General features: G+C 69.3%; 15 protein-coding genes and 1 pseudogene. 9 read left to right on the top strand and 7 right to left on the bottom strand.

Annotated elements, in window-relative coordinates:
- Positions 1–2: 2 nt before the first annotated feature.
- The 5 genes and pseudogenes from ACSIH6_RS34890 to ACSIH6_RS34870 form a co-directional block, all read right to left on the bottom strand.
- Entirely contained in the window at positions 3–671 is a 669-nt protein-coding gene (locus ACSIH6_RS34890) for a maleylpyruvate isomerase family mycothiol-dependent enzyme (RefSeq protein ID WP_435112595.1), read from the bottom strand.
- Positions 672–772: 101 nt separating this feature from the next.
- Positions 773–1,831, bottom strand: a complete 1,059-nt coding sequence (locus ACSIH6_RS34885) for a lytic polysaccharide monooxygenase auxiliary activity family 9 protein (protein WP_435112594.1) — start codon at positions 1,829–1,831, stop codon at positions 773–775.
- Positions 1,832–2,002: 171 nt separating this feature from the next.
- Complete coding sequence (locus tag ACSIH6_RS34880; RefSeq protein ID WP_435112593.1) at positions 2,003–3,367, bottom strand: cellulase family glycosylhydrolase; 1,365 nt, start codon at positions 3,365–3,367, stop codon at positions 2,003–2,005.
- A 202-nt stretch (positions 3,368–3,569) separates the two neighbouring features.
- On the bottom strand, positions 3,570–5,012 hold the full coding sequence (locus ACSIH6_RS34875; protein ID WP_435112592.1) for an endo-1,4-beta-xylanase: 1,443 nt from the start codon (positions 5,010–5,012) through the stop codon (positions 3,570–3,572).
- A 70-nt stretch (positions 5,013–5,082) separates the two neighbouring features.
- Positions 5,083–6,780: pseudogene (locus tag ACSIH6_RS34870) on the bottom strand (glycoside hydrolase family 48 protein); the annotation flags it as partial.
- A gap of 317 nt (positions 6,781–7,097) precedes the next feature.
- Between ACSIH6_RS34870 and ACSIH6_RS34865 the strand changes: the two are divergent.
- The 9 genes from ACSIH6_RS34865 (at position 7,098) to ACSIH6_RS34825 (ending at position 16,499) form a co-directional block, all read left to right on the top strand.
- Positions 7,098–7,724: a hypothetical protein gene (locus ACSIH6_RS34865; protein ID WP_435112591.1), complete on the top strand. Its 627-nt coding sequence runs from the start codon at positions 7,098–7,100 to the stop codon at positions 7,722–7,724.
- Positions 7,721–8,062, top strand: coding sequence for a hypothetical protein (locus ACSIH6_RS34860; RefSeq protein ID WP_435112590.1), 342 nt, complete (start codon positions 7,721–7,723; stop codon positions 8,060–8,062). Before ACSIH6_RS34865 ends, ACSIH6_RS34860 begins: the two co-directional genes overlap by 4 nt.
- Before the next feature lie 53 nt (positions 8,063–8,115).
- Complete coding sequence (locus ACSIH6_RS34855) at positions 8,116–8,358, top strand: hypothetical protein (RefSeq protein WP_435112589.1); 243 nt, start codon at positions 8,116–8,118, stop codon at positions 8,356–8,358.
- Between the two features lie 62 nt (positions 8,359–8,420).
- Complete coding sequence (locus ACSIH6_RS34850) at positions 8,421–10,340, top strand: DUF2637 domain-containing protein (RefSeq protein WP_435112588.1); 1,920 nt, start codon at positions 8,421–8,423, stop codon at positions 10,338–10,340.
- Positions 10,341–11,433: 1,093 nt separating this feature from the next.
- On the top strand, positions 11,434–12,183 hold the full coding sequence (locus ACSIH6_RS34845; protein WP_435112587.1) for a hypothetical protein: 750 nt from the start codon (positions 11,434–11,436) through the stop codon (positions 12,181–12,183).
- 2 nt (positions 12,184–12,185) lie between these two features.
- Positions 12,186–14,438 (top strand): hypothetical protein, encoded by a 2,253-nt coding sequence (locus tag ACSIH6_RS34840; protein ID WP_435112586.1) that lies wholly within the window; start codon positions 12,186–12,188, stop codon positions 14,436–14,438.
- 302 nt (positions 14,439–14,740) lie between these two features.
- Entirely contained in the window at positions 14,741–15,484 is a 744-nt protein-coding gene (locus ACSIH6_RS34835; protein WP_435112585.1) for a metal-dependent hydrolase, read from the top strand.
- 77 nt (positions 15,485–15,561) lie between these two features.
- A complete protein-coding gene (locus tag ACSIH6_RS34830) occupies positions 15,562–16,086 on the top strand; it encodes a hypothetical protein (protein ID WP_435112584.1) in 525 nt (174 codons plus the stop codon).
- Positions 16,068–16,499, top strand: a complete 432-nt coding sequence (locus tag ACSIH6_RS34825; protein WP_435112583.1) for a hypothetical protein — start codon at positions 16,068–16,070, stop codon at positions 16,497–16,499. The genes ACSIH6_RS34830 and ACSIH6_RS34825 overlap by 19 nt, the downstream gene beginning before the upstream one ends.
- 46 nt (positions 16,500–16,545) lie before the next feature.
- Here ACSIH6_RS34825 and ACSIH6_RS34820 read toward each other — a convergent pair whose 3' ends face one another.
- Both ACSIH6_RS34820 and ACSIH6_RS34815 read right to left on the bottom strand, forming a co-directional pair.
- Positions 16,546–16,710, bottom strand: coding sequence for a DUF397 domain-containing protein (locus ACSIH6_RS34820; RefSeq protein ID WP_435112582.1), 165 nt, complete (start codon positions 16,708–16,710; stop codon positions 16,546–16,548).
- Positions 16,707–17,528, bottom strand: a complete 822-nt coding sequence (locus tag ACSIH6_RS34815; RefSeq protein WP_435112581.1) for a helix-turn-helix domain-containing protein — start codon at positions 17,526–17,528, stop codon at positions 16,707–16,709. Before ACSIH6_RS34815 ends, ACSIH6_RS34820 begins: the two co-directional genes overlap by 4 nt.
- Between the last annotated feature and the right edge of the window lie 332 nt (positions 17,529–17,860).

Here is a 17,860-nt window from a genome sequence, read left to right as displayed (position 1 = left end):
GGTCAGACCCGCAGGTCCACCTCCGGGAAGGGGAAGGCCGACAACCGGTGCAGGACGCCCGAGGGGTCGCCGCTCCAGTCCATGGCGCGCATCTGGGCGGCGCTGCGGCGGCCGGTGGCGGCGCGCAGCAACTCGAAGGCCGTGGCCGACCACTCCAGGTCGGCCCGCTCGCCGAAGGCCCACTCCTGGCCGGTGTCCGTCGCCGCCACGCGCACCCCGGGCAGGTCCGGGGACCACGCGCGGGCCGTCGCGCCCAGGACGAAGGCGGCCAGTTCGTCGGCGTGCTCGGGCTGGGCGGGCATCCCCAGGGCGCCCCGGACGTCGTTCTCGTGGTGCCACACGTCGACGGCGGGCAGGAAGTAGCGGGCCCTGGTCCGGGTGGCGAAGACCTCCAGCAGTGCCGGGGTGTCCTCACGCCAGGCCGCGCAGAGCCCGGCGATGTCCAGGTGCTCGCGCTCGACCACCTGGCGGGCGGTGACGGCGTCGTCCGCCGGGGGCGTGACCCGTTCCGCGGGCACGTCGGCGCAGAGTCCGGCCAGGTGGGCGTAGGTCTGCTGGACGGTCCACGCGGGCAGGGCGGGCACGGGGGTGGCGAGCTGTTCCGCGGTCAGGTCGTCGGCGAGCGCGAGCATGCGCTCCTGGCAGGAGGTGTAGATCTTCGCGGTGTTCATGGCGCCACGGTACCGAACAGCGTTCGGTACCGTGGCGCCGGGACCGCGCGGGCCTCTGCGGCCCTCACGTGGGGGGCGACGGTCCCTCCGGGATGGTCAGGTCACGGCTCCTGGCAGGACACCTGGGGCTCGATGTTCACGTTCCCCGAGGTGGCGGTGAACCCGAAGCTGGCGCTCTCCCCCGCCGCGAGCGAGCCGTTGTGCGCGGCGTTCGTGGCCTCGAAGTGGGCGCCGTGGTTGACGAGCGAGGCGTTCCATGCGCTGCTGACCGCCTGGCCGTTGGCGTACACCCAGTCCACCATCCAGCCGTCGGTCCCGTTCTCTCCCGCGGTGACCTCGACCTCGGCCTGGAAGCCGCCCTGCCACTCGTTGAGGACGGTGTACTCGGCCGTGCAGTACTCGCCCTGCGGCGGATCCGTGGGCTCGGGCTCCGGCTCCGGCTCGGGCTCCGGCTCGGGCTCCGGGTCCGGGTCCGGGTTGCCGCCCGAACCCCCCTCGAAGACCACGTCGGAGCAGTTGTAGAACGCCTCGGGGCTGTCGGAGCGCTCCCACACCACGTAGATGATGTGCTGGCCCTCCTTGTCGGGCAGGTCCACGTCCCAGTAGTACTCGGCTCCGGCGACGCCGCCGCTGCGCAGCGGCGGGTCGGTGACCTCGTCGATGAGCTCCAGGGAGTCCCAGGTCAGCGCGTCGGCCGCGGGGTCGAACCCGTCCTCGGTGACGTAGGTGTAGAAGGTGCCCGGGTGCGCGGCCCAGGCGTTGTGGTGGAACTCCACCGTCGTGTTGGCGGGCAGCTCGGTGGTCGGCCAGTCGGCGCGGACCGCGTTGAAGGACGAGAAGCTGTCGGTGGGGCCGCACAGCTCGCCGTCGGCCACGAACTCCTGGTGGCGTCCGTCGGAGTTGCTGATGAGGTTGCCGAACCAGTTCCAGAACGGGTAGTTGCCGCCCTCGGCCAGCGCGTCGGCGCAGGCGTCGTTGGTCGGCTGGAGCGCGCCGCCGCTGCTGCCGCCGGTGGCGTCCTGGAAGCAGGCGTAGGTGCGGCTGGCCGGGTAGGTGAACGCGCCGTGGGCCTGGGCCGCGTCGGGCAGCGCGACGACGGTGGTGCCGACGACGAGGCCGCCGAGCGCCACGGCCATGGCGAGGGTGCTGCGTGACCGCATGGGCCACTCCAATCTCTGTGGGGGGTGCCCGGCCGCACCGGGGCGGTGCGGCCGGGGATGGGTCGTCTGCTCCCTCAGCGGGATCAGCGGGTGCGTTGGGTCACTTGGTCACTTGATTACGGGGGCACTGGGCTACGGGATCACTGGGTCACGGAACGGGGTGCGGACAGGTCAGGAGCCGCTGCACGTGAGTTCGGGCGTGGAGACACCACCGCTGGAGTTGCCGACGAACCCGAAGGAGGTCGACTGCCCCGCCGAGAGCGTGCCGTTGTAACCCGCGTCCGTCGCGGTCACACTCCCACCGCTACCGGACACCGACGCGTTCCAGGCGTGCGAGACACTCTCACCACTGCCGAAGGTCCACTCCACGGTCCACCCCGACAGAGCGGCACCCGCCGTCACCGTCACCTGCGCCTGGAAACCCCCCTGCCACTGGTTGGTCACCACATACTCCGCCTCACACTCACCCGACGGCGGGTCCGTGGGCTCCTCGGTCGGCGGGTCGGTGGGCTCCTCGGTGGGCGGGTCGGTCGGTTCGGGGGCGCCGCCGTAGACCGGGGCCTCCTCGGCGGTGGCGGCGATACCGTCGGGGCCGTTGAAGATGCGCTCGCCCCAGGGGGTCAGGCTGTTGACGTCGAAGCCCTCCACCATGTCCAGGTACTCCACGGGGCTGCCGTTGCCGCTCCAGGACCAGCCGATGTAGCCCAGCCCCAGGCGCTCGGCGTGGGACATGATGGCGTCCTCGTCGGGGTTGCCGTCGGAGTGGTCGTGGCCGAACTCTCCGACGATCAGCGGCAGGCCCGCGTCGACGAAGTGCTCCAGGTAGGAGACGATCGTCGACTCCTGCTGGTAGACGCCGTACATGTGCACGGAGAAGACCGTGTTGGCGTCGGGGTCGGAGTCGAAGACCGACTGGGCGTTGTCGCGCATGACACCCGCCCAGTCCTGGCCCCAGTTCGGCGCGTCCACGACCAAGGTGTGGTCGAAGCCCGCGTCGCGCAGGCGGTTGATGGCGTCGCTGGTGTCGGCGGCCCAGTTCTGGTTGATCGCGGCGTCGTTGCCGTAGGGCTCGTTGCCGATGTTGACGAGGATGTGGTCCTCCTCGCCCTCGACGGCCTCCTGGACGCGCAGCCAGTAGTCGACGGCCTGGTCGAGCGTGGCGGCCCCGGCCTGGTCGCCGTAGCCGGTGGTGTCGTGTACCTCCAGGACGCAGATCAGCTGGTTGGTCTTGCACTCGTCGACGACGTTGGCCACGTCGGCGGCGGTGTTCTCCGTCCAGCGCTGGCCGCTGCTGAGGACCACGCGGACGGCGTTGGCGCCCAGGGACTTGATGTCGGCGAACGACTGGGTCTCCTGGGTGTACCAGGTGTGGGCGTGGCTGACGCCGCGGATGACGAAGTCGTTTCCGGCGGCGTCGACGAGGCGGCCGTCACTGACGCGGAAGCCGGTGTCGGCGTGCGCGGGCAGCGAGTGCACGAGCAGTGCGGCCACCAGGGTGATGACCGACCCGAGGGCGATCAGCAGGCGTTTGACCATGGGAGGGCTCCAGGTAGAGGGGCGGACAACGTTGTCGTGTTGCGGGGCTCCCGCCCTCGCGGGCGGGGACCGGGTGGGCGCCGGGGGTTGGCGGCTGCGGTCCCCCGGCGCCCGGTCCTGACACAGGCGCGGCCTGTTCCGGGGCGGTCGCGTCAGCGTCGTTCGGTTCCGGTACTCCCCCGCGGACGGGGTCAGCCGCCGGTCAGGAGCCGCTGCACGTGAGCTCGGGCGTGGAGACACCACCGCTGGAGTTGCCGACGAACCCGAAGGAGGTCGACTGCCCCGCCGAGAGCGTGCCGTTGTAACCCGCGTCCGTCGCGGTCACACTCCCACCGCTACCGGACACCGACGCGTTCCAGGCGTGCGAGACACTCTCACCACTACCGAAGGTCCACTCCACGGTCCACCCCGACAGAGCGGCACCCGCCGTCACCGTCACCTGCGCCTGGAAACCCCCCTGCCACTGGTTGGTCACCGAGTACACCGCCTCACACTCACCCGACGGCGGGTCGGTCGGGTCCGGATCCGGGTCGGGACCGGGGCCGGAGTCGCCGCCGAGTGCCTCGTGGATCGACCAGTAGGAGGGTTTGGGGTCGTAGTTCTCGTCGATGGGCAGCGCCGCGCCCTGGCCCTCGAAGGTGTCGGGGACCCAGGAGTAGGCGTCGGTGACGCCCCACACGATCACACCGGAGCACCCGTCGACCGCGTAGCAGGCGTTGACCACCTGGTCGTAGTCCCTGGCCTGCTGCTCCAGCTTCTGCTGGGTGGCGGGCATCTGGATGCGGATGTCCAGCTCGGTGATCATCACCTCCAGGCCCAGGTCCACGAAGCGCTGGATGTTCTGCTGGATGCTGGAGGGGACCTGTCCCGCGATGAGGTGGCCCTGGAAGCCGATGCCGTCGATCGGCACGCCCTGCGCCAGCAGGTCCCGGACCAGGTCGTAGTAGGCGTCGCTCTTGGCGTTGATCCCGTCGATGTTGTAGTCGTTGATGAACAGGCGGGCGTCCGGGTCGGCCCGGTCGGCCATCCGGAAGGCCTCCGCGATGAAGTCCTCCCCCAGCGTCCGGTGGAAGACCGAGTCGCGGAACTGGGCGTTGTCCCCGATGGGCTCGTTGACCACGTCCCAGGTGGCGATGTCGTCGCGGTAGCGCCCCACGGTGGTGCTGATGTGGGTGTCCATGACGTCCAGCAGCTGGTCCTCGCTGAAGGTGCCGTCCCTCACCCATGGGGGCAGCTGGCTGTGCCACACCAGCGTGTGACCGTGGACGAGCTGGTCGTTCTGCTGGGCGAAGTCCACGATGCGGTCGGCGTTGGTCCAGTTGAACTGCCCCGGCTGGGGCTGGACCGTCTCCCACTTGAGGTCGTTCTCGTGGGTGACGGAGTTGAACTCGCTCGCGGCGGTCTGCGCGTAGTCCGCCTGGTTCAGGTACTGCGAACCGACCGCGGTGCCCATGCGCAGCCCGCGCTGGTCGGCGAGCTCGCGCAGGGTGGCCTGCTGCGCCCGGGCCGCCTCCTCCGCCGGGAGCGGGGTGTTCTCCTCGGCGTGCGCGGCGGCGGCCAGGCCGCCCGTGACGAGGCTGAGGGCGAGGGCGGCCGCGGCCGCGGCGCCTCCCCGGAGCCGTCTTCGCCCCTTGGTGACCGACATGGTGTTCCTTTCTTCGGTGGGGGGTGGGGGCGGGTGCCGTCGGCGCCCGCCCCCGTGCGGCTACGGCCGGTCAGGCGCCGTCGCCGAACAACTCGCCGTGGGTGGCGAGGGCTGTGGCCACGTCCACCTGCGCCCAGAAGCGGTGGTAGGTGAACTCGGGCACCGGCCCCCCGTTGAGGTACTCCTCGACCTGGGGCCAGTTCGGGTCGTCCTCGTAGAAGGACCGGATGGACAGGAACGTGGAGTCGGAGTCGACCGCGTCCCCGTTGGGCATCTGGCCGGTCCATCCCTCGGGGATGTAGAGGCCGCCGTCGGGGGCGCCGAACTCGTCGTCGAAGCGGGCGTAGTCGGCCCGCGTCTCGGGAACGGCGACGCCCAGGTCGTCCTGGTTGGCCAGGAGGGCGTCGAGCAGGCCCTCGGCCGTCGCGCGGGACTCGGCGTCACCGGTGGCGGCGGCGTAGTGCATGAGGGTCTTGGCCAGGCCCGCGGCGATGCCGACGTCCTGTCCGTGCGAGACGACCTCGACGCTCAGGTCGGGGTTGCCCGTGGACTCGCCGGTCCAGGTGTCGGGCTGGCCGCTCCACTCCATGTCGGCGGGGATGGCGAACTCGCCGTTCTCGCCGACGGTGGTGTTGGCGATCGCCCAGGGGATCCAGTCGTCCAGGATGCCCCCGGCGCGCTCGTCGCCGGTGATGCGGTAGTACTCGGCCACCCGCTCCATGTCCCAGACCTGGAAGCCGAACCAGCGGTTGGACGGCGGGTCGTGCCAGACGGGCTTCTCGTCGTAGAACATGCCGTGGAAGGTGGGCGTGCCCGAGGGCGGCTGGGCGTAGGTGCCCTCCCAGCTGTTGGTCGCGCCGCCCGCGATGCCGCCGTCGGAGGACTGGAGCCACTCCAGGAACTCCAGCTGCCGGTCGAGGCTGGTGCCCCAGTCCTCGGTTCCGGTGGCCGACTCCGGCTGGAGCGCGGACACCTCCGAGAGCGCGTAGGCCGCCATCACGTTCTGGTAGCCCTGGTGGGCGGAGGATCCGCCGATGCGCCAGGCCCAGGGGTACTCGGCGCTCTCCAGCGCGCCGCCCCAGGAGTAGTACCAGGCCATGAGGTAGTGCGCGGAGTCCTTGCCCGATCCGGGCGGGCAGGACTGGGGGTCGACGCAGTCGCCGATCTCCTTGAAGTACTTGTCGAACATGGCGTAGCGCAGGTAGTCGCCCATCATCGCCGCGTTGGAGACGTTCTCGGCGATCGCGCCCTCGTTGCCCTGCTCCGAGGCCCACTCGTGCGCCAGGTAGGCCACCTGCACGGCCCGCGCGTCGGCGTCGGGGGCGTTGGTGTAGCGCCACTGCTCGGAGTAGTTGTCGTCGTCGGTGAACAGGTCGAGGAACCCGTTCTCGCCGCCGTGCTGGAAGGTCTCGCAGGACGGGTGCGGCACGGTCTCCCAGACCGACTCGTTGGAGCCGCGCTGGAAGGTGTTGATGTAGGCGGGGGCGTCGTCGGTGCCGTCGCCGCAGAACCCGTAGCCGTAGGTGTTGTCCACGTCCAGCAGCCAGTGCATGCCGTAGACCTCGTCGGTGCCGTAGGTGCTGCTCAGCTCCTGGGCGAGCGGGTCCTGCCCCGCCTCGACCGAGTCGTCCAGCGCCATCGGGTAGTCGCTCGGGTCGAGCGACTCGGGGATGTAGGTCGCCGGGGCCGACGGGTCGTAGGAGCCGTTGGTGGGCTGGTCGGCCGTGCCCGGGATGATGAAGGCCTCCATGGACTCCCAGGCACCGTTGGCTATCCCGCTTACTAGATGCCTTCCACGCCGAGAAGGCGAACGTAGCAGGCCAGGAGTCCACACGATGAGTCCTTCGGGGGATCAGGGGATGGTAGCCGGACTCTCGCAGAGAGTGTCGACCATTCGCCCCAATCTTGATTAGTAGCACCAATGGGGGTCAACCCCCCGAATCGGACTTTTTTCATGAGGCGGCAACAGGGCCTTAACCACCACGTGATCACACCATTGGTCGTTTTCCCGCCCAGCAGCCTCAAGCTCCAAAACTGCACCGCATCTGCAGCACGAATACTTAACGCTCATTCAGGAGATCAGAGATGGCGCACCCAGACCACCCCCACCTGCTGAAGGTCACCACCAACTCCGACGGGACTCGCAAGTTCGACTTCAAGCCCTTCGACGGCACCGAGGAACACCCCATCGCCCTGCTCAACGACCTTGAGCGCAAGGGCCCCAGGCCCGCCGAGTACACCTACGAGCAGTACCGCGCCGCGGCCGCCCAGTGGGAGAGCGCTCGCGTCGCTTTCGTAGTGGCCAAGGAACTTCAGGCCGCCCTGCCCGCAGCCGAGGAGTACCTCACCGCCCGCCAGGAGGTGAAGGACATCTGGGATTCCCTGATGCACCGCTACGCCGAGGGCGCTGTGCTCCAACTGCTGTCCGCTCACCGGAGGCTCAAGAAGGCCGCGGACGAGATGGACCAGCACGGCAAGATGATCGCCCTGCACCACGAGGCGGAACTCCCCTACGGGGCCACCACGCCTCCTCTGGGCATGATCGCGAAGAACGCTGGCATGAGCATCTCCGAGTGGCCGTTGGGGAGGCTCGTCTCCTACAACCTCCCGGTCAACGCGCCTGCCGGCCTCCAGACGGAGAAGCTGATCGGAGAGCAGCTGAAGGACCTGCGTTTCCTCGCGAGCCTGGGCGCCAGGCGGGTGTCGGCATGAGCGAGCGCCTGCGTGTGGAGTTCCAGCGCCTGGGACTGGGTGAGGGCACGAGGACTGCGGTGATCGTGTTGGATTCGCCCCCGCGCTGGGTCCAGGTTCTGGACCGTGTGGTGTTGGCGGCGTCCGGGCGGTCGCGGACTCCCCGTCGGGTGCTGGCGTTTCGCACTGCGGTCGCAGCTGCGGCCGCGGAGCTCCTGGGGTACTGGCCGCAAGTGGCCGGCCACCCTGACGCCGACCGGGGAGCGCTGTTCGCGTACGGCTGCTGCGTGGGCCGATACACCGTGCGGCTGGCCGAGGAGAACATGAAGAGCCTGACCTCCGGTCGCGAATTGGGTTGATCGGCGCGGCGAAAGCGGGACACTGAAAGCACGTTTCCTGGGAGGGATTTTCAGTGGCTGCTTTCCGCCTGTTGTCGTACTTGGTCCTGCTCGGATATGTGCTGACCTGCGTGTGGTCCGCACATCAGTTCGCAGATTCCCCGGCCGCGGTAGTGCACCTGGTCGGCGCGGTGAGCGCGGTGTGTGCAGCTGGCCTTGCGATCGATTATGCGGGGCGGCGCGGCGAGCTTTATCGCGCAGACGAACAAGAGATCGAAGAAGACGAGGCGGCTGAATACATCAGCCGGTACGAATAAGGCCCGCCCTTCCGTGGAGGCGGTGTGGGCGGGCCGTCCTGACAAGCAGGAGTGACACGACCATGCTGCCACACTCCCTGAGTGGGCTTTTCGAATCGGCGTTGACGGGTGTTGAGGGCCTCGTCGCGCGCGCAGTGGCCGATGCGTCCGGGGAGACGCTGGTCTGGGCTGGGCTCATCGCTGTGGTCGTCACCGTGGTGGTGGGCGGGCTGGGGCTGTGGCTGGCGGTGCGGTTTGTGACGCGCCAGGCCCAGCTGGTGACGGGCCTGGCGAAGCGGGTCGCGAAGCGGTCCGTCGAGCAGATGCGGGAGATGGCGGAGGCCGAGGGCGACAGGTTCCAGGTCCTGACCCGGCTGAAGCGGCTGAAGAAGTTCAGCTACATGAAGTGGGTGACCCACCCGATCGTGTTCGGGTGCATGGCCTACTCGGGGTACGGCGTAGTCCAGGCCGTGGAGGAGCACACCGATCTGAACGCGCCGGTGAGCTGGTTCTTCTTCGTCGTGTTCGAGGGCGCCGCCATCACGATCATGATGATGATCAGCGATCGTGCCGACCAGGCCCAGCCCTACCGCGGCCTCCTGGTCGGGTACTGGGCGCTGATGCTGCTGTGCGCGGGGATCCAGACCACGCACGTGGACGACCCGGTCGGGCAGGTGCTGTTCGCGACGACGACGATCGTGGCGGCGGGTCTTTTCGCGACGCGGCAGGCCGCGGTGCGTAAGGACCAGGACGAGCGGTTGAAGAAGGCTCAGGGCCGGTGGGTGAACCGCAAGCTGGAGTTGGTGCGGTGGCTGCGTCCGATGGAGTCGCTGAGGGTGCAGCTGGAGAAGGCCTCGGACGCGCAGATGTCCACGGACGAGGCGACCCGGCGGGTGCGTGAGCGTGTCGCTCAGCGCCGCCAGGACCGGGCGTTGAACCGGGTGATGTGGGCGGTGTGGCGGCTGCGTCGGGCCCAGCAGACCCATGATGCGTTCTCGTTCGGGAAGACGCTGTTGCGGTGGGTGGAGCACAACCACCTGGTGCTGACTCAGCGGGAGATCGCACGGGCGCGGTTGTCGGCGTCGCCGCAGGCACTGGAGGATCTGCTGCTGCGGTTGGAGGCGATGGACCTGGCGCCGAAGCTTGCGCGGATGGGCTCGGCGACGGACGCGCGGCTCATCGCGGGCTCGTTCGGGTCGTTCGGGTCGCCGGTTCGGTTTGGTTCGGGGCTGGCTCCTGGTGGTGTGGGCGGTTCGGTGCCGCAGTTCGCTCTGCCCGCGGCGCGGGTTCGGCCGGAGCCGGAGCCGGAGCGGGGAGTTCGGGTGTTCATGGTGGAGCCGTCCGGTTCGAGCGACGGTTCGGGTGCTCGGGGTTCGGGGTTCGACTCGGCGCGGTCGGGTGCGGTTCGGGGTTCGGGTGAGCCCGGGGCGCAGGGCGAACTTCGGGGTGAACTGGTTCGAGATGGTTCGGGGGGCGGTTCGGTTCGGTTCGACGACGATCCCGAGCCGATCGGGGTGGAGCTGGGCGGTGTGGAGCCGGGGTTCGTTCCTGCGGGCGAGCCGGTTCGGTCCGGTTCGGGCCACGGTTCGGGCGAGTTCGAGCCGCAGGGCGAACTCCAGGGTGAGCCGGTTCGGTCCGGTTCGGCCCCGGAGGCGGGGGTGTGGCGCCACGCCGATGACGGGTGGACGCCTCCGAGCACGGACGAGGCCTGGGAAGGAGCGTGGCCGCGGTTCCCGGAGGAGCTGTTCCCCGCGCCGACACCTCAGCGCCGGACGCCGCCTGTGCCCGAGAAGCCGTCGGCGCCGGTGCGTCAGTACCGGTCGATGGAGGAGCTCCAGGAGGAGCTGCGTCAGGCGTTGGCCGAGGGCAAGGTCACGCGTATCAGCACGGAGGCGATCTATCCGGTGCTGCGGGTGGGCAAGCCGAGGGCGGCTCAGCTGCGGGACTGGGCGAAGGCTGAGGGGCTGAGGCCGGCGGCGGTGGAGGCCGAGCAGGCGCAGTAGAGGCAGGGCCTCTTCCGCTCGGGAGGGGCCCTGCTTGCTTTTTGGTGATTCACCGTTTTTCATGATCTGAACACCCTTCTTATTTGCCCCTGGGGCGTCTGGAGTCCGCGTGCCCACCGAACCTGAAACCGACGAGATGACGACCGAACCCGGACTGGACCAGTTCGAACCGCCCCCCGAGATCGAACCGCGGGGTGAACCGTCGACCGAACCCGCTCCGGCCGAGAGCGAGCCCGAGCAGCCCATCAACGTGCTCCCGCCCGCGCTCGGCGCCGTCTCGGCTGTGACCATCGCGGCCGCTGGGATCTTCACGGCCTACGGCGCGATCGGCCTGATCGTGGGCGGAGCGGTCGCTGGAGCTGGGCTCCTGGCCGTCGCCCCGGCGCGGGCCCGGCGGCCGCGCAGCGCTCTGGGGCGTTTGGCCGCTGGCCTGACGAAGCGGACGCCGGGGCGCCGCGGGAGTTCGGGGCTGGGTCGAACCGGTTCGGCCGGTGCGCTGTCGCGTCGGGCTCGGGCTGGTGCGGGTTCGGGTGGCGGTTCGGGCCGGTTCGGTTCGGGGCGGGGTCGTGGCGGTTCGCTGTTCGGGCGTTCCTCGGGGGCGTCGCGTTCGGGTTCGGGCGGTAGTTCGGGCCGGTTCGGTGCGGGTTCGGGGGCGGTTCGGCGCGGTTCGCATCGGGCGGGTTCGAGTTCGGGGCGGAGCGGTTCGCTGTTCGGGTCCTCGGCCGGTTCGCACCACGGCGGTTCGGGCCGTGGCGGTTCGCTGTTCGGTTCGGGCCGTGGGCGGGGAGCCGGTGGGAGTTCGGGCCGTAGCGCGTCGGGCGGTTCGCTGTTCGGCCGCGGTTCGAGCCGGAGCCGGGGCCGGGGTTCAGCCAGGGGCTGGAGTTCGGGTCTGGGTGGGCTGCTCGGGGTCAGGACGCGCCGCAAGGGCCGTCTGTCCTCTACGGGGCCTGGTGGTCTTCCTGGGCGCAAGCGCAGCGGACGTCGAGGTCTGTGGCTGTGGCGTCGGCGTGGCAAGGCCGCGGGGACGGGTAAGGGCGCTGGCCTGCCGGAGCGGGAGAAGGCGGGGTTTTGGGCGCGGGCCTACGCGTACACGGTGCCGCTGCGGATCCGGCAGTGGACGCACCGGCACTGGATCGCGCTGTCGCACCCGGCCGGATGGTGGGAGCGGCTACGGGATCCGGTGTGGCGGTACCGGCGCGGCCAGCTCAAGCCGTGGGAGCGCAAGGTCGCCCTGATGCTGGTGGGCTGCTGGGACGCGGTCGCGAAGGTGTTCGAGAAGGGTGACACCGAGAAGTCGGAGTACTGGCGGGATAAGTACGGCCACTTGCCCTGGTGGGAGCGGCTGCTGATCAGCTGCACGCTCGGGATCTGGCTGTTGTTCGCGGACCCGTTGCGGCGTCCGCTTCCTGATTTCCGCATTCCGGATCACATTGAAGAGCCTTTGGTCCCGACGGGGCCGAATACGTTTACGGATTGGAATCCGATGTCTGCTGCAGAGAAGCAACTCATCGAGACCGCTGAGGCGTTCGCTGAGGCGCTGTCTGAGTACGGACGGGACATGCCCATGGTGAAGCTCGGGAATGGGCTGTGCTCGATCGCGCCTTCGTTGGCGAAGGTTGCTGACGGGGTTTTCGGTATGGCCAACCGCATGCGCACGGAAGACCCGGTGGATGCCTTCTTCATTGAGGCTGTGGACCTGGTCGGCGATTCGATCCTGAACGCGGCGCGGGTCTCTGAAGAGCTCCCGCACTCCTTCGAACTGCACCACGGCATCGAGCTCGAGCGCATCCACAACCCGCGCCCGGGCGAGGAGCGCTGGGACGTCAGCAGGCAGGACGACTAGGCATGAAGAAGAGCACGACGAAGAAGCTGCTGAAGAACACCACGCTCTCCCCCAAGCACGGGCCCATCATGGGCGCGATCAACCTCTCCGGAGGGCTGTGGGGGGTCTCGGCGCTGACCGAGGCCGGGTGGATCGAGGTCGCCCCGGTCTGGGCGCTGGGCCTGGCCGGGGCGGGGATGGCGCTGTCGCAGGTGCGCGCGCACGTGCGCGGCCTGGGCGTGGGCAACCGCGTCTACCGGGCCTGCTGCTGGGTGGCCGCGGGCGGCTGGTCCTGGTGGACGCTCACCCACGGGGTGTGGGACGTCACGGCGCTCTCGGCCGGGGCGGGGATGGCGTTCGTCGCGGCGCTGGGGGCACCGGTGGCCGCGGACCTGGAGCGGGTGCGTGAGGAGCGCCAGGTCCACAAGGTCGAGAACCAGGCGCGCTGGGACCTGGGGCGGCAGTGGGTGTACCGGCTGGACTCGGTGTGCAACATCAAGGGCGCCCAGGTCAAGGGCCTCACGAAGTGGAAGCACGAGGACCCGGCGACGGGCCGGATCAGGGAGACGGGGTACTCGATCGAGTTCCTGCTGCCGGTGGGCGCCAAGGGGTGGGACACGGTCAACAACAACAAGGCCGCCCTGATCAACCACCTGGATCTGCCGGTGGGGTGCTCGATCTCGATCGAGCGCGGAAAGAGCGCGCGGCGGGTCGTCATCCACGTGACCACGGTCAACGTGCTGGTCAAGGACATCCCGCTGCCCGAGCCCAAGAAGCTCCCGGCCTCGATCAACGACCCGTTGTGGCTGGGGCTGACCACGCGCGGATCGGCGGTACAGGTGCCACTGAAGTGGACCTCTGGTGTGGTCGTGGGCGCCAAGCGTCAGGGCAAGTCGAACCTGCTCAAGACCACGGCCAGGCAGGCTCTGCGCTGCGGCGACGTGCTGGTCATGGGGATTGACCCCAACGGTGGCGAGCTGTTCCTGCCGTTCCTGAGGCCGTGGCTGGAGGGCAAGGTCGACCGTCCGGCCATCGACTGGGTGGCGGTGGATGAGGAGGAGGCGATCAGGATGCTGCGTTTCCTGCGCGACAGCGTGTCTCGGCGTCGCCAGGGCTACTCGAACCTGATGTGGAACAACGGGGGCGACGACAAGCTGGAGGTCTCTCCCAAGATCCCGCACATCTTGCTGTTGACCGATGAGTCCAAGTCGATGAGCAAGACCGTCAAGGAATTGATGATCGAGCTGAACGACCGGTGCGGTGCGGCGTCCATCTCGATGATGACCTCGTGGTTGCGCGCTGTGGCCCAAGGCCACGAGGGGCTGCCGCGGGACCTGCTGGTGCAGTCCGAGACGGTGCTGACGGTTCGTGTGAACGACACCTCAGAGCTGAAGTGGGCGTTCGGTCAAGGCGGGGGGAGGATCCCTCCGGCGGGTGAGGCGGTGGCGCCCGGGTGGGGGCACGCCCGTCCCCAAGCGGGCGACCAGCCCCAGTTGTACAAATCTGCCCGGTCGGAGAACACCGACTGCTACGACGACGCCCTGGCCTACGCCGAGTTCCGCATGCCGCTGGACCGGGTCACGGTGGGCCCGGACGCACACGTCTACGACTCCCGCTGGGAGCGGGCGTACTGGCTGCCCATCAAGCCCCCCAACGTGCCTGTGGTCGCGTCTGCGGCCCCCGCGAAGGCCCAGGCCACCCCGACCCAGGGGCGTAAGCGGCTGGACAGCCAGCAGCTGTCTCAGCGCTCGCTGGAGGCCCGTAACAACCTCCGCAAGCTGGCGGGCAAGCCCCCGCTGGACGAGGACGGCAACGAGATCGTCGAGCCCCAGGAGCCGACGCTGCCCCCCGAGCCCGCGGGTCCGGCCCCGGCCTCGCCCGAGGCGTCCCGCCAGGACGCGGACGCGGCGCTGCGCGCCCGGTTCGATGAGCTGGTCGCCGGGCTGTCGGAGGGCGACGACGACGCCCTGGAGCAGGAGCAGCAGATCCCGCCCTTCCTCCAGGCCGTGCTGGAGGAGTTCCAGCGGTGGGACACCGACAGGGTGCACCGCCAAGCCCTCGCCGACGCCCTCACGGAGGGTGACAAGGATCGGCTGAATCAGCTCATGAAGGCGCTGGAGATCCCCACCGAGCCGGGCCCGTTCCGGATGACGGGGCACTCGGCGTTGGGGTCACATCGCGGGTGGGCTCTGGCGGCCGTGAAGGAGGCGGCCGAGCAGATCCGGGCAGGGCGGCCGGTGCCGTTGGAGGTCATGGACTGGACCCGGCCGACGTGACGCATCGCCGTCACCTTCGGCGTCACGTGCACGTGACGCTCGCTTGAGCGTCACCCCTGCGTCACCTGCACGTGACGCCTCCTGACCTGCTGTTACGCACGTGACGGGCGCGTCTGCGTCACGTCAGCACACCCCCTTGTTCGCGCCCCTGGGCGGGGCGAGCGCTCGTGTGCCCGTGGAAGGGCGCGCCCGCGTCACGTGCGTCACGCCCATCGAGGAGAGCGCGTGCGCCAGGACGAGAAAGGACCCTTGGCGATGATGGTTCCCCCCTCCCCCAGCCGCCCTGTGGCAGGTGCGCCATGATGGGCGCCTCCCACGCCGCCAGCGGAGCGTTCGTGGCCGCCGCGGCGGCGGCCGCGTGGCCCACCCCTGTCACTCTGGGTGATGTTGTGACGGTGGGTGCGGTAGCCGCAGGCGCCACGCTGCTCCCTGATCTGGACTCGCGCAGCTCGACCGCGAGCAACTGTCTGGGGCCGGTGACCCGGGGCGCGAGCTCGGCGGTGCGCGCCCTGTCCCGGATGGCGTGGCGGTGGACCGCGACCGACTACGACCGCTCCGGCCGGGGACAGGACCGGGGGCACCGGCACCTGAACCACACCCCGGTCGCCGCCCTGGGATGGGGTGTGCTGGCGGCCGCGGCGTCCGCTCAGCACCCGCTGGCGCCGGTAGCCCTGGCGGCCGGATTGGGGGCGCTGGGGGTGGCCACCATCGTGCGCAGCATCCCCAAGTGGAAGAGCTACTCGACGGTGGCGGGCGCGGGCGCGGCCGCGGCCGCGGTCGCTGTGCAGTGGGAGGACCCGACCTTCGGGCCTTTCACGGTCGGGCTTTTGGTGGCGGCCGGAATGGTGATTGGCATTCTCGGTGACTGGCTCACACCGACCGGGGTTCCCTTGGCCTGGCCCGCGCAGGTGAACGGGAAGCGGTGGTGGCAGCACCACAGCCCGTGGACCTTCCCTACCGGAGACGATTCCTGGCAGGAGAAATGGATCCGGAGAATGTGCTGGATCGGCACTCCGGTAGCGATCATTTTTGCTGTACTGGAGTGAATACAAAAGGCCGCGCCTTCCCCAGGAAGGAAGGCGCGGCCCGCATCTGCAGCCCGACCAGAGATCGGTAGCCCAATATGACCACACGCCAGGCCCCGGGGGCGTGCACCAACACGCTCTGGGGCGAGCTGATTTTCACGGCCGGCGGGGAGCTGCTCCTCGTCGACCAGGCGCACCAGGAGTTCGTGGCCCCTCCCACCCGGCACGCCGATCCCTCCTGGAACGAGGGCCGGGTGGTGGTGGACCGCTGGCTGGCCACTGCCTGCGTGCGTAGCTCCGCGGCGGACCTGGTGGTCGGGCACCACTGGCGGATCGGTGAGCGCACGGCGCCGATGGCGCCGTGGCCACGCAGCGAGGAACTCCTGGTGCCCGCAGGGCCGGAGCGGGTGCAGCACCTGGCGGAGACGACCGTGGCGTGGGTGTGCGGTCGCATCAGTGAGGCCGAGCGAGGCCGAGGGCTGGACCCGGTGTGGACGTGGTGGCTGTGGGCCCTGGGCCGTGTCCGCGTGCCGGTCGACGACGTCGTGGTCCTGATCGAATACCTGTCGCCGACGGTGGCGGCACCGAAGCGGAAGGAGAGGCTGTGCCTGACGAGGTCATGAAGCACGTGTGGTGGGAGTGGCTCGGTGAAGGCCTGACGCTGGCGGAGGAGCGCCTGGAGTCGACGCCTCATGTCGGCCTGGGAGCTGTGCTGGGCGCGGTGGTGGTCGCCGGCCTGGTGACGCGTCCCGGGGTGGAGGGATGGCCCCTGTGGCTGGCCGCATCTGTGGGTCTGGTGCTGGCCCTGGGGGCGTGGTGGTGTGCCGCCGTCGTGGCGCTGGTGGCCCTGTTGCCGTCGGGCGCGGGGCGCGCGTGGGGGCCCGCGGTAACTCTGGGGGCCGGGTGCGTCTTGGCCTGGTGTGGGTGGCCGTGGGAGGTGGCCGGGTGGGTGCTGGTGGCGCTGGCTGGGGTGTGGGGTGTGCAGCGCCTGGCGGAAGCGGGCCGCGATGCGGAGATCGAGCAGCACCTGAGGTAGTCGCGTACTGGGGGCGTGGGAGCACCGGCTCGTGCTCCCACGCGCGTCAGGCGCTGCGGGTGAGCAGGGCCCACTGGTCAGGGCCGAATGCAAGTTCAGCCAGGTGGGGGGACTTGCTGTCGCGCACGCCTACGTGCTGGCCGGTGAAGCGGGCCTCGACGCATTCACCGGAGGCGCCGCTGTACGACGACGTTTTCCAGGCGGTGTTCATTCCAGATGTTCCATTGCCCTGAGCGCTTCTTTCATTACCCTCAGTGACTCCACGGGATCCAGGGCCCACGTTTGGAGCTCCCTCCACACAGCTTCGATTCTCTGTACTTCAGAGCGGTCGGTGATCACCTGCCCGCCGCCGCTGTGCTCGGCATAAACCCGTGTCGGAGCGGAAGCGAACTGAAGCAGCCGGAAGGGGCCGGACAGTCCACCGGCGAAGGTTCGCGAGGACGGGAGCACGGTGATCCTCAGACGCTGAGATGCTATCCGCATCAGGCACTCGATCTGCGCTGCCATCACCTCAGGGCCTCCGACGCGGCGGTACAGAGCGCTCTCGTCGATGACCGCGAGCAGGCTCCGGTCGGGGGGCTGGCAAGCGGCTCTTTTCAGGCGGGTGTCCACGAGGAATTGGATTTGCTCTCCGGTGTCGGTCGGCCTGCCGTCCACGAAAATCGCCCGTGCGTATTCTTCCGTCTGGAAGAGTCCGGGGATGGTCAGGGGCGCCCACATTCGCACCGACGTGGCGTCTGCCTCACTGGTGACCACGGTTTCGTGCCAGGGCGTCGTCAAGCGCTTGTCGGCCTTGTCGGCTTCGTCCCATAGCTGCATGAGCGTGTCGTCGGGAGCCTCCAGGGCGGCCATGAGCTTCTGCGTGAGTTCCCTGTTCGGGACGCGTGTCGCCCGCTCCATCTTTGAAACGACCGATTCAGACGCGTTGACCTTTTTGCCCAGACGTGCCGCAGACAGGCCACTTTTATGCCGCAACTCTCGAAGCTTGGACCCGTATAGCGACCAATTGTCCCGTATGCGCTCTCCCATGCATCCATCCTAGAGGAATCGATACACGCGAATACACGCCGATACACTCGGTACGGTCCGCATACAAGACGCTTTACGCCTCGCCTTTTGTCGACACGTCCGCCATCATGGAGTCACACAGGCCACCCAGGCCACGCCATCCCACTCGGCGCGGTCTGGTGGGGAGGGTGACCGTCTAGGCTCCATATCCGTTCGGTCCAACTGTGGGAGGGGGCCAGCTTCGGCTGGCCCCCTTCGTGCGCTACCATCGCAGTAGCGAGGACAAAGGGCGCAAGCCTGGACGTCCGGGCTAGACAACGTAGGGAACCGAAACCACCTGTGTCGGGGGACTC

This window comes from Nocardiopsis synnemataformans (assembly GCF_965343085.1).
GTDB lineage: Bacteria > Actinomycetota > Actinomycetes > Streptosporangiales > Streptosporangiaceae > Nocardiopsis > Nocardiopsis alborubida.
Note: the sequence above shows the minus strand (reverse complement) of the source record. Positions and strands in the feature narration are given on the sequence as shown.

Excerpts from the sequence above, each read along its gene's own strand:
- ACSIH6_RS34890 (WP_435112595.1), bottom strand. The coding sequence starts at position 671 with ATGAACACCGCGAAGATCTACACCTCCTGCCAGGAGCGCATGCTCGCG.
- ACSIH6_RS34885 (WP_435112594.1), bottom strand. The coding sequence starts at position 1,831 with ATGCGGTCACGCAGCACCCTCGCCATGGCCGTGGCGCTCGGCGGCCTC.
- ACSIH6_RS34880 (WP_435112593.1), bottom strand. The coding sequence starts at position 3,367 with ATGGTCAAACGCCTGCTGATCGCCCTCGGGTCGGTCATCACCCTGGTG.
- ACSIH6_RS34875 (WP_435112592.1), bottom strand. The coding sequence starts at position 5,012 with ATGTCGGTCACCAAGGGGCGAAGACGGCTCCGGGGAGGCGCCGCGGCC.
- ACSIH6_RS34865 (WP_435112591.1), top strand. The coding sequence starts at position 7,098 with ATGGCGCACCCAGACCACCCCCACCTGCTGAAGGTCACCACCAACTCC.
- ACSIH6_RS34860 (WP_435112590.1), top strand. The coding sequence starts at position 7,721 with ATGAGCGAGCGCCTGCGTGTGGAGTTCCAGCGCCTGGGACTGGGTGAG.
- ACSIH6_RS34850 (WP_435112588.1), top strand. The coding sequence starts at position 8,421 with ATGCTGCCACACTCCCTGAGTGGGCTTTTCGAATCGGCGTTGACGGGT.
- ACSIH6_RS34840 (WP_435112586.1), top strand. The coding sequence starts at position 12,186 with ATGAAGAAGAGCACGACGAAGAAGCTGCTGAAGAACACCACGCTCTCC.
- ACSIH6_RS34835 (WP_435112585.1), top strand. The coding sequence starts at position 14,741 with ATGGGCGCCTCCCACGCCGCCAGCGGAGCGTTCGTGGCCGCCGCGGCG.
- ACSIH6_RS34830 (WP_435112584.1), top strand. The coding sequence starts at position 15,562 with ATGACCACACGCCAGGCCCCGGGGGCGTGCACCAACACGCTCTGGGGC.
- ACSIH6_RS34820 (WP_435112582.1), bottom strand. The coding sequence starts at position 16,710 with ATGAACACCGCCTGGAAAACGTCGTCGTACAGCGGCGCCTCCGGTGAA.
- ACSIH6_RS34815 (WP_435112581.1), bottom strand. The coding sequence starts at position 17,528 with ATGGGAGAGCGCATACGGGACAATTGGTCGCTATACGGGTCCAAGCTT.